The organism is Streptomyces sp. NPDC021020 (assembly GCF_044333285.1).
Taxonomy (GTDB): Bacteria; Actinomycetota; Actinomycetes; order Streptomycetales; family Streptomycetaceae; genus Actinacidiphila.
Map to the genome: position 1 here is coordinate 199,081 of NZ_JBIRQQ010000010.1, position 12,705 is coordinate 211,785.

19 protein-coding genes and 2 pseudogenes are annotated in these 12,705 nt (G+C 73.3%); 16 read left to right on the forward strand and 5 right to left on the reverse strand.

The genetic code is table 11. The features are described from left to right. Window positions 1-78 precede the first annotated feature (78 nt). The 10 genes and pseudogenes from ACH4SL_RS28775 to ACH4SL_RS28820 form a co-directional block, all read left to right on the forward strand. Window positions 79-165: pseudogene (locus ACH4SL_RS28775) on the forward strand (DNA methyltransferase); the annotation flags it as partial. 121 nt (window positions 166-286) lie between these two features. Next, window positions 287-520: pseudogene (locus ACH4SL_RS28780) on the forward strand (C-5 cytosine-specific DNA methylase); the annotation flags it as partial. A 354-nt stretch (window positions 521-874) separates the two neighbouring features. Continuing rightward, window positions 875-1,183: a hypothetical protein gene (locus ACH4SL_RS28785; RefSeq protein WP_398451007.1), complete on the forward strand. Its 309-nt coding sequence runs from the start codon at window positions 875-877 to the stop codon at window positions 1,181-1,183. Between the two features lie 154 nt (window positions 1,184-1,337). Continuing rightward, entirely contained in the window at window positions 1,338-1,940 is a 603-nt protein-coding gene (locus tag ACH4SL_RS28790; protein WP_398450721.1) for a DUF4913 domain-containing protein, read from the forward strand. After that, the gene (locus ACH4SL_RS28795) at window positions 1,937-2,704 is read left to right on the forward strand and encodes a glycosyl hydrolase (protein ID WP_398450723.1); all 768 of its coding nucleotides are present in this window, start codon (window positions 1,937-1,939) and stop codon (window positions 2,702-2,704) included. Before ACH4SL_RS28790 ends, ACH4SL_RS28795 begins: the two co-directional genes overlap by 4 nt. Continuing rightward, window positions 2,701-3,183 carry a hypothetical protein gene (locus tag ACH4SL_RS28800; protein ID WP_398450725.1) on the forward strand — a complete coding sequence of 161 codons (483 nt, stop codon included), beginning with the start codon at window positions 2,701-2,703 and terminating at the stop codon, window positions 3,181-3,183. Before ACH4SL_RS28795 ends, ACH4SL_RS28800 begins: the two co-directional genes overlap by 4 nt. Continuing rightward, complete coding sequence (locus ACH4SL_RS28805) at window positions 3,180-3,848, forward strand: hypothetical protein (RefSeq protein ID WP_398450727.1); 669 nt, start codon at window positions 3,180-3,182, stop codon at window positions 3,846-3,848. The genes ACH4SL_RS28800 and ACH4SL_RS28805 overlap by 4 nt, the downstream gene beginning before the upstream one ends. A gap of 106 nt (window positions 3,849-3,954) precedes the next feature. Next, a complete protein-coding gene (locus ACH4SL_RS28810; RefSeq protein WP_398450729.1) occupies window positions 3,955-4,476 on the forward strand; it encodes a hypothetical protein in 522 nt (173 codons plus the stop codon). Between the two features lie 30 nt (window positions 4,477-4,506). Continuing rightward, the gene (locus tag ACH4SL_RS28815; RefSeq protein ID WP_398450731.1) at window positions 4,507-5,346 is read left to right on the forward strand and encodes a winged helix-turn-helix transcriptional regulator; all 840 of its coding nucleotides are present in this window, start codon (window positions 4,507-4,509) and stop codon (window positions 5,344-5,346) included. 30 nt (window positions 5,347-5,376) lie between these two features. Continuing rightward, window positions 5,377-6,312 carry a DUF317 domain-containing protein gene (locus tag ACH4SL_RS28820; RefSeq protein ID WP_398450733.1) on the forward strand — a complete coding sequence of 312 codons (936 nt, stop codon included), beginning with the start codon at window positions 5,377-5,379 and terminating at the stop codon, window positions 6,310-6,312. A gap of 150 nt (window positions 6,313-6,462) precedes the next feature. Here ACH4SL_RS28820 and ACH4SL_RS28825 read toward each other — a convergent pair whose 3' ends face one another. After that, a complete protein-coding gene (locus ACH4SL_RS28825; protein WP_398450735.1) occupies window positions 6,463-6,654 on the reverse strand; it encodes a hypothetical protein in 192 nt (63 codons plus the stop codon). A 244-nt stretch (window positions 6,655-6,898) separates the two neighbouring features. On the opposite strand from ACH4SL_RS28825, the gene ACH4SL_RS28830 reads away from it, so the two are divergent. The 6 genes from ACH4SL_RS28830 (at window position 6,899) to ACH4SL_RS28855 (ending at window position 9,440) form a co-directional block, all read left to right on the forward strand. Then, window positions 6,899-7,252 carry a DUF317 domain-containing protein gene (locus ACH4SL_RS28830; RefSeq protein WP_398450737.1) on the forward strand — a complete coding sequence of 118 codons (354 nt, stop codon included), beginning with the start codon at window positions 6,899-6,901 and terminating at the stop codon, window positions 7,250-7,252. 64 nt (window positions 7,253-7,316) lie between these two features. After that, window positions 7,317-8,036 carry a hypothetical protein gene (locus tag ACH4SL_RS28835; RefSeq protein ID WP_398450739.1) on the forward strand — a complete coding sequence of 240 codons (720 nt, stop codon included), beginning with the start codon at window positions 7,317-7,319 and terminating at the stop codon, window positions 8,034-8,036. A 92-nt stretch (window positions 8,037-8,128) separates the two neighbouring features. Next, window positions 8,129-8,458, forward strand: a complete 330-nt coding sequence (locus ACH4SL_RS28840) for an esterase (RefSeq protein ID WP_398450741.1) — start codon at window positions 8,129-8,131, stop codon at window positions 8,456-8,458. A 126-nt stretch (window positions 8,459-8,584) separates the two neighbouring features. After that, window positions 8,585-8,839, forward strand: coding sequence for a MarR family transcriptional regulator (locus ACH4SL_RS28845; protein WP_398450743.1), 255 nt, complete (start codon window positions 8,585-8,587; stop codon window positions 8,837-8,839). Continuing rightward, entirely contained in the window at window positions 8,836-9,177 is a 342-nt protein-coding gene (locus ACH4SL_RS28850) for a hypothetical protein (RefSeq protein WP_398450745.1), read from the forward strand. The genes ACH4SL_RS28845 and ACH4SL_RS28850 overlap by 4 nt, the downstream gene beginning before the upstream one ends. 32 nt (window positions 9,178-9,209) lie before the next feature. Continuing rightward, window positions 9,210-9,440 carry a hypothetical protein gene (locus ACH4SL_RS28855; protein ID WP_398450747.1) on the forward strand — a complete coding sequence of 77 codons (231 nt, stop codon included), beginning with the start codon at window positions 9,210-9,212 and terminating at the stop codon, window positions 9,438-9,440. Between the two features lie 73 nt (window positions 9,441-9,513). Here ACH4SL_RS28855 and ACH4SL_RS28860 read toward each other — a convergent pair whose 3' ends face one another. From ACH4SL_RS28860 to ACH4SL_RS28875, 4 genes are all read right to left on the reverse strand, one after another. Continuing rightward, window positions 9,514-9,915 carry a hypothetical protein gene (locus ACH4SL_RS28860; RefSeq protein WP_398450749.1) on the reverse strand — a complete coding sequence of 134 codons (402 nt, stop codon included), beginning with the start codon at window positions 9,913-9,915 and terminating at the stop codon, window positions 9,514-9,516. Between the two features lie 106 nt (window positions 9,916-10,021). Further along, window positions 10,022-11,779: a relaxase/mobilization nuclease domain-containing protein gene (locus tag ACH4SL_RS28865; RefSeq protein ID WP_398450751.1), complete on the reverse strand. Its 1,758-nt coding sequence runs from the start codon at window positions 11,777-11,779 to the stop codon at window positions 10,022-10,024. Beyond that, window positions 11,779-12,300 (reverse strand): plasmid mobilization relaxosome protein MobC, encoded by a 522-nt coding sequence (gene mobC, locus ACH4SL_RS28870; RefSeq protein ID WP_398450753.1) that lies wholly within the window; start codon window positions 12,298-12,300, stop codon window positions 11,779-11,781. The genes ACH4SL_RS28865 and mobC overlap by 1 nt, the downstream gene beginning before the upstream one ends. 140 nt (window positions 12,301-12,440) lie before the next feature. After that, window positions 12,441-12,665, reverse strand: a complete 225-nt coding sequence (locus ACH4SL_RS28875) for a hypothetical protein (protein WP_398450755.1) — start codon at window positions 12,663-12,665, stop codon at window positions 12,441-12,443. Window positions 12,666-12,705: the final 40 nt, after the last annotated feature.

Below are 12,705 nucleotides of genomic sequence, written 5' to 3' on the forward strand. Positions count from 1 at the left end.
GGCGCCGCCGTTGATCGGCTCCTTGTGCACGGCTACGGCGGCCTGGACCTGGGTGTACAGGCCGCCGTCGGCGGCATCGTGGCCTGGCACGCCGAGACCAACCCCGACGCCTCGCGGATCCTGGCCCGCCACTGGCCCGGGATACCCAACTACGGGGACATCACCGCCATCAACTGGGCGGACGTGCCCCGGGTGTGCGTCCTCACGGCCGGATTCCCGTGTCAAAGACGTCTCGGTCGCCGGCCGCCGCGCCGGACTCGCTCCCGACACCCGCTCGGGGCTGTGGCTGCACGTCGCCCGTGCGGTCGAAGCCCTCCGCCCCTGCCTGGTGGTGATCGAAAACGTCCGCGGACTCCTCACCTCCCCCGCCGCCCGTCCCGCTGGCGACGTGGAACCCTGCCCGTGGTGTGTGGGAGACGACCCAGCCCAGCCTGCTGTGCGGGCACTTGGTGCCGTACTCGGCTCCCTGGCCGACCTCCGGTACGACGCGAGCTGGCTCGTGCTTCGCGCCTCCGACGTCGGAGCCCCCCACCGCAGGGAGCGGGTCTTCCTCGCCGCCTGGCCCGCCGACGACGCTGTTCAAGACGCCGACGAGCAACCTCGGCAGCAACGGGGGCAGCCAGCACCCGGCGAAGAGGAAGAACGGCGGCCACGGGCCGAACCTGGCCGACGAGGTCGAATGGCTGCTGCCCACCCCGAAGGCGCCGGACGGAACGAAGGGCCCGTCGAACCAGCGGCACGGGAACGGCGATCGGACGCTGCCGTCGGCTGCGGCCTGGCTGCTTGCCATGCCGGCGGAGGACGGCACCTGCGCGCATGGGCCCCGCCGCGCCGCGGACCGTCGACCGCCATGGTCGGCCACGCCGTTGCCGCTGTGGCCCGAGGACCGGTCGGACGCGAAGCGGACGGCGTCCGGTGGGGTCCGTACGCCGCCGCAATCGCCCGATGGGAGACCCTCACCCGCCCCGCGCCCGCGCCCACCGACACAGCCGGGCGGCTGCGCCCGGGCTTCGTCGAATGGTTGCAGGGCCTGCCCGCGGGCTGGGTGACCGGCACACCCGGTCTCGGCCGCCCCGCCCAGCTCACCGCACTCGGCAACGGCGTTGTCCCTCAACAGGCCGCCCAGGCGCTGCGGTTGCTCGCGCCGCCGTTCCCGCGCTGCCCCCGCTGCACGCAGATGTAGCCGCAATACCGCCAATCCCCGGACTGGCCAAACCGCGGCTCTTCCGCACCCTTACTTCTACGCCGCCCTCCACCGAAGGAGCCCCTGCCATGACGTGCAGAAGAGCGCCGAGCGCCCGCGCCCGCCCTGCTCGCCCGCCACCCCTGGAACTGCCATGCCCGACCCCAGTACGCCCGCCGCCGAAGCGGAGCCCGAGCCGTTCCGCGTTCCCGACGACGATCTCGACGACCTCGCCAGCACGCTCGCCAGGACCATCGACGAGGTCCGCCACCACGGCGTGATTCTCGACCGCCTGTCCGCCGAACCGGACCCGCCGGCCGCAGACCCCGCCGCCGATCCCGCCCCTGCTGCCGAGGAGACCGGGCAGGGCGGCCTCCCGGCATCGGTGTTCATCCTCGCGCTGGGCGGCGAAGCGTACGCCACCGAGCTGGCCGCGCTCGCCGACTGGGTGCACTACCTGCTCCTGCCGGTCTACGGGCGGGAGATCAGCACCACCCGCCCGTGGTGCGAGCAGTGGCACGAGCACCCCGAAGCCGTCGCCCGGCTCCACGCCCTGTGGCTGGCCTGGCAGCAGTTCACCGACGCCGAGGCGGGCCTGTCCGGCCCCTCCACGTGGCACCGCGACCACCTCGACCACGCCCTTGCCCAACTCCGGGCCCCCGACGGTCCCTTCGCCGCGTGCACCACCAGCCCGGCGCGCCCGACCCACCGCGTGCTGGCCACCCCGGCGCCCGCGGACGAGGGAGGCACCCGGTGACCGCCGACCTCGACTTCGCCCTGGACGACCTCGACCCCGCCGACCTCGACTCCGAGCAGACCGAAAGCCTGCTGTGGCCCGGGGACTTGACGGTCCTGGCCGAACACACCACCGCTCCGTACGGGTCGCACTCCTACGTCGTCGCCCACGACACCTCCGCGACCTGGGGAGTGCCGGGGGCACCGCAGCTCGTCGCGATCAAGGTCGCCCGCGACCTGACCTTGCGCACGTTCACGCTGGAGAGCCAGTACCACGCCAGCCTGCCGTTCGCGCAGGCGTGGCTCATCGAGCGCGGCTGCCCGCCCGAGAAGATCGCCGTGGCCGAGGGCGACTTCGCGGCAGCGGCCGACGAGCAGACCCTCCGGGTGGAGCAGAAGGTCCGCGACGGCGGTCAGCGCTACGACGTCCTCGACACGTGGACCTCGGACAACGACCCGTGCGAGAACTGGACGCTGGCCCATGACCAGGCTGCGGCCGAGCACCCGGTCCGGGTCTTCCTCGAAACGGTCGACCCCGAAACGCGCACCTACACCGTGCGGGAAGGCGCGTTCCCCGACGAAAGCGCCGCCCGGGAGTGGCTCGACGAGCGCGACGGCCCGCTGCCGCAGCCGCCCGAAGACCACACCGATGCCGACGCCCAGCGGACCCGCGTCGCGCTCGCGCGGTCGGCCGGCGCCCCGCACGCGACGGCCTGCGGCCTCGACACCCTTCCTGCGCCGTCCGCCAGCGCGACACGGCAGCCGGGTCCGGGCAGGTCACGATGACCTACCCGCGTCGCGCCTTCGCCGCCCACCCCGACGCCATCGCCGACCTGCGCGCGCTGCCCGAGCCGATCCGCGACCAAGCACTGCTGCACCTGCAAGACCTCGTCCACGGCGAACCCCTCGCCACACGCCTGACCGGCCGCCTCGAAGGCTTCCACAAGGTCTTCCTCGGCGTCGGCGGCGAGTTCGCTTCCCACCGCCTGGTCGTGCAGTTCCGGCCCGCACCGCCGACCTCCCGGCACGAGCGGGAGGTGTACCTGGTCGCCGCCGGCCCCCGCGCGGACTACGAGGTCTACCGGAACGCGCAGCAGCGCACCAGCCGCACCCAGACACCTCCGCCGGACCCGGCCACCGCAGCTCGCGTCCGCGCCGCCCGCGCCCGCTCCCCGCACACCGCCGCCCTCGCCTCCCCCGGCGACGGCGTGTCGCTGGCGTACAGCACCACCACACCCGCCTCAGCCCGGAAGGCCGTTCGATGACCACCAGTCGCACCCCTTCGAGCCGCGCGGAGCTGGCCGACCTGCTCACCGGCGCCGCCCACAGCATCTCCTCGATCCTGACCACCGAGTTCCCCACCCCCGCGGCCCGCTCCTACCTCCACCCCGTCCTCGGCCCGCTGACCGCCGGCCCCCAGGTCGTCAAGGAACTGGCCCGCGGGCTGGAGGACTTCCTCGACGAACCCATGCCCGACACCCGAGCAGGACTCCTCACCCTCGCCTCCCAGGCCGCAGCACTCGGCTGGCTGACCGAGTCCCTCTACGAACTCGCCGACGCCGTCGACCGCATCTGCACCCAGGCCGGCATCCCCGCCGAGGCGCCCGGCTCCTCCCCAGTACCGGGAGGATCACGTCGGGACGACGACGTGGAAGAGCCGACCTTCGAGTTCAGCGGCCTGGAACTGGTCGCCCTCCGTGCAGCCGCCCGCGCAGCCGGGCTGTCCTCCGTCAAGTACGTCGAGGTCCTCTCCCAGTCACTCCTCGCCGCAGTCGGCATCGCCGAAGCCTGCACGGACATCGCCGGCTACCTGACCGACGCCGCAGCGCACGTCCTCGACGACCCAGGAAGCCTCCGGATCGACGAACAACCCGGCAGCCTCCCGGCCCAGGCCCGCACCCTGCTGGCCCGTATCGGAACGGCCTCATGAGCAGGCACAGGCCCCGCCGCCCCCATCCCCGTCAGCCGACGGCCTCCCCCCGCCTTTCCGGGCACGCCCCCTGGCTCCCGCCGACATGCGACGAAAGGAATACGCCATGTCCGCCACGGCTGCACACACCCGCCGCCTGATCGAGCACCGATACGGTCACCCGCTGGACCACCTGCGGCGGGAGATCGCCCACCGTCGCTCGTCCGATCCCGTCCTGGCGGTCGTACTGCGCCGCCTCGACGCCCTGGTGCAGACGGGCAGGCGCAGCCGGGCCGCGCGGGGTGCGCTGCGAACCGTCCTCGACGACGGCACCGGGGACGTTCGCCTGGGCCCCTACCTCGCGGAGGTCGTCGACCTGGAGCAGCGCGAACAGTCCCAGGCCGAGGCGTTGTGGGACCTCCTCGACGTCCGCCTGCTCCTGGACCGGCCCGGCATACGCCCCGCTCCCGCTCCGTCCTCCCCGGCGGCGGCCGGAGACCTGATGAACATCGCCCGCGAAGCCGCCGCGCATCTGCCCCGGCTCACCCGAGACGGGCTGCGCCTGGCCCTGCGCGACCGCGGCATCCGCATCAACAACCACCGCCTCGGCCTCGTTCTCCAGCAGCTCCGCGCCGAACGCACCTGCTGACCACTCCACTTCAACGGCAAGGAGCACTCCGTGGTCTCCCTCTTCTCCCCGTCGCCTACCCAGCGGATCAGCGGCGTCGATGCCCAGGCCGTCGAGGACGGGCTGTCCGTGATCGCCCCGAAGTGGACGAGCTGGGTCGTGCTGACCCTGGCCCAGCGGGACCGGCCGATGCGGGTGCGAGCCGTCGCCGACCGCTTGCCGTTCGTCAGCGAGCAGCTTGTCGGCAAGCGGCTGGCCACGATGCACGCCGACGGCCTGGTCACCCGGCTCGACGACGGCTTCGGCGCCCCGTACCAGCTCACCGAGTTCGGTGCCGCCGCCTCGCCGGTCCACCAGGCGCTCGCGGAGTGGTCCGCCGGTCACCTGCTGCCGCGCACCGTGGCTGCGGGCGAGCGTGTCGAGGACGCGGTACGCCGCCTGTACCTGCGCCACAGCACCGCCGCGATCCGCTCCCTGTGCGACGGGCCTATGCGCCTGGTCCGGGTATGCGAAGCCGTCGGGCTGGACACGGGCGCCGCCCGGCAGCGCCTGGCCCGGCTCCAGGCCGACGGACTCGTCACCCGGACCGGCCCCCGCCACGGCGACCCCTACGCCCTCACCGCCGCCGGAGCCGCGCTCGGCCCGGTGTATGCCGCCGTCGAGCACTGGAGCGGCCTTTTCGCCACGGTCGCCCGGCCCTCCGCCACTGTCTCACCGGCGGCTGCACGCGCCCGCAACGCGACCGCGCCATGGCCGGATACCGCCCGCACCGACGCGGCGCTGCGACGCAGCGCCGTCACAACGACCAGTCTGTTCAGCCACGCCGTGACGGCCCAGCCCCGGGTGCCGGCCTCTGTGACCGCCCAGTCTTTCCCCGCCCGAACGCGGTGACCTCCGTCAACTCCGGAACGGAGCACACCCATGCCGTACACCACGACCGACGACCCGTGGGCCGAGTACCTCGTTTCCCCCCGCTACCTGGCCGGATCCAGCGGAACGTGCGACGCCGGCTTCGCACCCGTCGCCCACTGGCCCCACCGCTCCATGGGCGACGGCCCCTGCCAGCTACTCGTCACCAGCCCTGACGGGCGCATCCGCATCGGCTGGTTCGGCGACGACTTCGAGCTGTGGAAGATCTGCGCGGCCACGGACGCGGTGTCCGCGGCGCGCTGGACCGCGACCTTCAACCACGTCACCCCCGCGGAGATCGTCGCCGGTCTCACCGGCGCCCTGGCCCGCGACTACGCCGAAACCGACCCTTACGACGAGGCCCGTTTCCTGACTCGCACGTCGATGTACTGGGCTGACGCCGTCCGGCCCCTGACCGATGCCGGCTGGACGTACGACGGCGCGGCCGAGCGCGGCACCGTCGAGATCGTCGCCCCCGATCAGCAGGCGGGCGCCCTGATCGACAACCGCCTCTCGGACCGGGACGACCGGACCGTCCAGGTGTGGGCCGGGCCTCCGGGCTGGGGCACCCGCGCGGAGGCCACCTTCACCTCCCGCACCCCGTCCCACCTGATCGCCGCCACCGCCGCCGCCATGACCGATCCGGCGCCGGCCGTACGGGAACGCCACACCGTCCACCGCGCCGTGGAGCACCTCGTCACGCTCACTCCCGTCCGCCCGCCCGCGTCTGCGGCCCCGCGGTTGCCGACGCCGCTCGACGTACGCCACACCGCCGTCACCCGAGCCGTCGAGCGTGCCGCCCGCGGCCCGTACACAGCGACTGACCTCCGCGTCCGGGCCGCGCGTAACCGCTCCACGATCCCCACACCCGGACGTACGGGCAGCCCCACCCGCGCCCCCGAGGCCAATCCGCCGATCACCCTGCCGACCCCATCCCGCCGCCGATAGGGCGGACCAGGTCCCGGCGGTCCGCCTGGTCCAAGCCGCCCTCGCCCGCTCCATGCGGGCTCCGCCCGTCCCGGACCAGCCCCAGGCCAGGCTGCCCTTCCGGCCTCTGCCGGCCCGGTGGCCGCGACGGGCGGGCCCACCGGTAGCCGGTCAGTCCGCCTCCTCACCTCGGTGGGTGTCCCCGAAGCGGGCGCCGGCCGCACGGGCCAGCTCCTCCAGCGTCATCTCCACGCGCTGGCCGTCCGCAGCCCGGCGCTCCACGGCCGTGTCCGCTTCCCGGCCCGCCGGGGCGGTCAGGCCCACGGCCCACTGGCCGTCAGCGACCACCGCGACGCCGCCCACCGTCCACGGCCGCCCTTCTCCACCATGCGGTTCCCCCTGCGGCCTCGTACGGCCCTGCGCCGCAGCCCCGTTACGACAACCGGCCGCCCCGGTCCATTCCTCGGCGGCCGGTTGTCCTGCGTCGCGGTGTAGTTCGCCCACGGCAGACGCGCTCCCCCGGATAAGGACTACGAACCTCGGCGCACCCCATGCCAACGTACGGGTGTCGGGAAAAACCGCAGGTCAACGAAAGGACCGTACCGTTTTGAACACCACCGGCAGCAACCTGCCCGTCCTCTTCCGCCCCGTCGTCGCACAGCACCCCTCCCTGGCCGGCGACGGCAGCGCGGAGCCGGTTTTCGCCCTGCTCGGTGAGCGCGGCTGGACGATCGTGGACACCCCGGAGGCCAACACGCACTGCACCAGCCCGGACGGGCGCGTCCACGTCGACTGGCTGCCGGAAGACCCGGCCGCCTGGATGCGCGACATCGTCTGGACCGTGCGGGTTACCCCCGCCGAGACCGACGCGGAGCCCTGGTCACAGGAGTTCGGCCCGGACGTGCCGAGCCGGGCGGTCGCCGCCTTCCTCGATGCGCTGACCGACCACGTCAACCGCTGACCCACCGGCGGTCCGGCCACCAGCCGGACCGCGCCTGCTACTGCCGCCGCACGAAGGAACTGCCTTGCTCGCGCACGCCACCGACCGGTTCGGCGGTCCCGCCCTCACCGTCCTCGGCCTCGCCCTGGTGGCCACCACCCCGGTGCGCAGCACCGAGTTCGTGCGCCGAGCGCATCTTCCGCCTGGCCGCCTGGCTACCGTCCACCACCGGGCCGACCCCGGACCACCCCGACACAAAGGCATCTCCATGGCCTTCCGCGCCCCGCTGACCAACCACCACGCCGACGGCACGCCATGTCCGCCCGAACACAAGCACACCACCTCCGGCAAACCGCTCCACCCCGACTGCCCCGGCCGCGCCTACAGCCGCGCCGTCTGCGGGTGCGGACAGTGGCAGATGCAGGAGGCCGGGAAGGGCTACGTCAACGAATCCCGCCGCCGCCACCTGGCCACACACCGCGCGCCGGAGCCGAACCCGTCGCAAGACCCGAAGACCCGCGCGACCTGCGCCGCACCGACACGCACTGACGTTCGTTCCACTGCCCCCGCGTCCCACTTCCCGGAGGTTCCCGTGCCCCGTGACCTGACCGTCGGCTACCTGCTCAGCCAACTCCATGACCTCGACCCCAGCCTTCGGGTCCGCCTAGCCGTCAACCCCGACTTCCCCTTCGCCCACTTCGTCGGCGCGAGCATCGTCATCAGCGACCGCACCGTGTTCATCGCCGAAGACGGCCAGGAGGGCTACCTCCCGGCCGCAGTCCGCGACCTCTTCTCCTGGACCTGAACCCGCCCGACCACCCGGCAAAGGAGGCACCCATCCCCCACCGACCCCACGCACTCCCCGCACTTCCCTTGCAGGGCATCGCCCTTCAGCCGATGCCGAACGGCACACGCGGCGCCCTCGTCCGCCGGATCTCCGGCCTTCCCGGCGGGCCCCTGGACGTCGCCTGGCTCCCCGCAGACCCCACCAGACTCCCCTTCGGCCGCATCCGCCTGAGCTGGGAGCCCGCCGCCCCCGCCGGCTGGACCGTCCACGCCCACCTCTACCTCGCCACCGCCGAGGTACTGCTCGCCCGCTGGCCCGCCGCCCCCGACGACTGGCCCGACCTCATCCGCCCCACCCTCTACGAAGTCACCGGCCTCTGCCACGCCCTCACCTACGCCACCGACGCCCTCAACCTGTCCAACCGCCTCGCCGAGACCTGAACCGCACCTGCCGAACCCGACGGCAGAAGGCCGCCCCGCGCCCACCGGCAAGGGGTGGCCTTGCCCTATGCCCGGTCAAGACGAAGGTTGCGTACGCTCACCGTCGAAGACGAACGAGGAGGAACGTTGGCCGACGACCAGCCGCTCTGGGGATACCGGGAGTTCGCCCGTCACCTCGGCACCACCGTCGGCGCTGTCCGCAGCCGCAAGAGCCAGGGCAGCCTGCCCGAGCCCGACGACACGTCGGTGCCGGACCGGCCTCGTTGGAGGCCTGCCACCTTCGAGGACTGGAAGCCCGTTGGCCGGGGGTACCGAACCGATTTCCACGGCTGCCCGGCCCACGCCGATCCGCACGCGCCCGCCGAGCAGGAGCCGTCTTGAACGCAGCCCGTTCCCGCCTGCCTACCGCCTTCATAGGGTGTGCGCTCGTCGCCGCCGCTGGCGCGGTCACCGCCATCGTCGGTGCCGTCCAGCACCGTTACGCCCAGTGCAGCGTCGCGCTGTTCGCCCTCGCAGCCAGCGCTCTCGCCGCGTACCTGATCAGCCGTCGGCTGGACGCCGCGACCGACCGCTCCGTCCTTGAGCGGATCCTCGCAAACCCGGCGCACGACGCCGAAGCCCTCGCGGCGGAGCTTGGGTTTCGCCCAGCCGCCGTGCGGCTGAGCATGCGGCGCCTGGCTCGCTCCGGCCAGGCGCCGCGGGACACCGAACCCGGATAGGCGCCAGACCTTCGACCTCTAGGCTCGGGGGCATGACCGACTCCTCGATGCCCTCCCCGCCGTATCCGTCACCGGACAACCCTCTGCTCCGGGTGGTCGTCGGCAACGCCATCGCCTCGGTCGAGCGCGGTGAAGCCCACTGGAAGGACGCGGTCCTCCACGCCGCTGTACACGGCTGGTACGAAGGCCACATCGAAGGCGAGGACACCTGCCCCGGCTGCGACTACCGGGGCCAACTGCCCAAAGGCAGCAACCGCGGCTGACCCGCCTCACAACGAAACGAGCGCCACCAGCCCGCTGGTGGCGCCCATTGCACGCGTGTGATGCCCTTGTCGCCTACTCCAGGTACATGCCGACAAAACTCCCGTCGAAGCCCATGGCGGCCAGGGCCCCCGCGATGGTGGAGTACGCGATGGTGTCGGGGAGACGGTCCAGGACCTGGAAGGCGGCGCGGGTGATCTCGGGCTCGTGCCACCGGTTGCCGCAGCGGCAGACGACCCACGTGTTGCGGCCCTGGTTCAGCATCAGCCAGTCCCGGCGGGCACCACAGGCCCGGCAGATAACGGGCATGCCGCGCAGGTCCAGGGCCTGCGGGTGCCGTAGGTAGCGCAGCGCGTGCGGGCCGCTGGTGGTGGGACGGGCCTCGTGCTGCAGCTGCGGCACCGGATCGCTGCTCGCCGGGGCGGCCAGCGGCGCGGACGTGGCCGTTCTCGGGTGGCCGTCGGTCGTCGTGGGCATGGACGTCATCTCCGTTCGAGGGCCTGCCTGTTCATCCGTAACAGCAGGTGGGGCGGGTTGTCCAGAGCTTTCGACGGTCGGGTAGACGGTCGGACGGGCCGGGATCTCAGCGGCGCGGTGCACGGTTGCCGGGATTCGGCGCGGTGGATCGTGAAAGAGCGGGCGGCATGGGGGCGCGGGAGGGTTTTGATGTCGCGCGGCGCGCGCCGGCCTTCGTACGTGCGGGGCTGCTGCTCGGGTTGGCGGGAAGGTCGGCGAGGCGGCGCAGGCGCCAGGCGAGAACGTGGGTGACGTCGTCGGCGGAGTCGAGTTCGCGCATGGCGACGGCCTGTTCCAGCAGGGCCTCCGGTTCGTAGCCGGCCTGTTCGGCTTGAGCGAGAGTCGCGACAAGCGCGTCATGCCCTCGTTCGGCGCGGTGCTCGGTGGTGTTGGGGAGGGCTGCGCGGATGGTGGCCTCGTACTTGCGGCGGTCGCTCTTGGGCAGGGTGCGGCCTTGGGCGTGCAGGGCCCGCATGGGTGCGGCGGCGGCTTGGCGGTAGGCGGTACGCAGGTGCTGGGCGGCCTGGTGGGCGGCGGCGGCTTGCTGGGCGTGGCCGCGGGCGGAGTGCCAGTGGGCGGCGGCGATGGCGACCAGGACCAGGGTGGACAGGAGCATGGCGGTGGCGCCGCCGTCCTCGCCGCGGCCCAGCGCTCCGCCGGCGTGGACGATGCCGCGGGCGGCCGAGCGCAGGGCGCGGGTGTCGGCGTGTTCGGCGCGGATGTGGCTGCGGGTCGCCCGCTCGAAGGAGCGGGCAGCGGCGGCCAGCTCGGCGCGGGCGGCCGCCGGGGAGGTCTGGGCTGCGGCGTCGAGGACTTCGCCGAGGCCGATGAGCTGGGCGGCGGCCTGCGGGTCGTCGTCGCTGGCGAAGACGAGGGTGGCGCGTTCGGTGGCGCCGGTCGCGGTGCGGCGGGCGTGGGCGGGTGCCGACCACCGGCGCGGGCCGTTGTCGGGCTGCGCGGTGGCCGGTTCGTCGTCGGCTTCGGTCAGGCGGTGGCGGATCTTGGGCAGGGACAGGTCGGGGGCGAGGGTGGAGCCGGGGAACCAGACGGGCTTTCCCTCGCCGTTGCGGTCGCCGGGCAGGGCCACGCTGTAGCCGATGGCGTCCCCTGAGGGGGCTTCGCGCAGCTTGATGCGCACGCCCTTCTCCCGCAGCCGGGTGAAGAACTCCTCCTCCGTGGCGGCTCCGGCGACTGCCTGGCGTACGGCTTCGCGCAGCGTCTCGCGCGGGGTCTCGGTGCGGCCGGTGCGCTCGGCCTTGTGGCGCTCGGCGCTGGTAGGGTTCTTCGCCGCGGTGCCGTCGCCGGGCTTGAGCTGCCGCAGGCCCCATTCCTTCTCGATACGGCGGCATTCGGCCTGGGCCTTCTTGTAGTCGTAGTTCATGCGGGGGCGGCGCAGGTCGCCGCGGACCATGGTGGCCAGGATGTGGATGTGGTCCTCGGCGTGACGGACCGCGACCCAGCGGCAGCCGTCCGGGTCGCCGTCGGGGGCGAGGCCGGTGGCGTGGACGAGGCGGCGGGCGACGGTGTTCCACTCGGCGTCGCTGAGGGTGCGGTCGCCGGGGTCGGTGCGGACCGAGCAGTGCCACACGTGCTCGGCCGGGGCGCTGGTGCCGGCCTGCTTGACCCGCAGGTCCAGGGCGGCGGCAAGGCGGGCGAGGGTGACCTTCGGGTCGGGGTCCGGGCTGGGGTCGCGGCCGGGGTCGGGCGCGAAGCCGTCCCAGGATCCGACGAGGTGGGGGTCGGTGTGCTCTTCCCGCTTTCCGGGGCCGTAGAGGTAGACGAGCAGGCCGTGGGTGCGCGAGCCGCGTCCGATGTCGGGGACCATCAGATCCGCTTCCGCACCAGGGTGTCGGCCGTGTCGTCGATGTGGGTGAGGGTGCGGGCCAGCGCGGTGAGCGCGTGGTCGAGTTCGCCGGGGCGGGGCAGGCCGCCGGAGTTGTAGACGTAGGCGATCTGGTTGATGTTGTTGCCGACGCGGGAGACGGCGGTGCGCAGGGCGGCCAGCTCGTCGATGGCGGTGTCGAGCTGCTCGTTGCCGTGCACGGGCAGCGAGTCGCGGGCCGCGGTGAGGGCGGCGGAGGCGAGCAAGCGGGCGACGGTGACGGCGCGCTGCCGTGCGGCGGCGGTGATCTCGTTCGTCTCGGCGAGCGAGAGGCGGGTCGTCAGCTTGTGGGTGCGCTGGCTCGGGTTGCGCGAGCGGCGGCGCGGGACGCGGTCGGGGAACGCGGGCGTGCTCGGGGTGGGCTGCTCGCGCAGGGCGCGGTCGTCTGTTTGTCCCCCCGCGACCGGCACCCCCTGGTGCCGGTCGCCCGGTGGTTCCCCGTGCGCCCTCGCTCGGGGACCCACCGGGCTTCCCCCGCCCCCCTGGGCGGGGGCAAGTGCCGAGGGCGGGCCGTAGGACCGTCCTCGGCGACAGCTTGCTCCGCCTGGAGCCGAGTTGCCGTTGCGCTGCTCTCCGGAGGGGGTGGGCGTGGTGTCGTCGGTGGTCATCGGTTCGGGTCCGCGTCGTGCTGGCGGGCGGTTCGAAGAACGTCTTCGATCCAGTCCATCGCCAGCACCGGGTGGTGGAGGGTCCAGGGGCGGCTCGTGCGGTGGCGTTGCACGATCCAGGTGCGGTCGGGTCCATGGGCGGCGTGGTGGAGGTGGCCGCTGCGGTGCAGGACGGTCAGCCAGCTGTCCACTTCGGCCGGGGTGGCGGGGGTCGTACGCATGGTGGTGCTCTCCCGTAGGTGGGTATACGGCGGAAGGCGG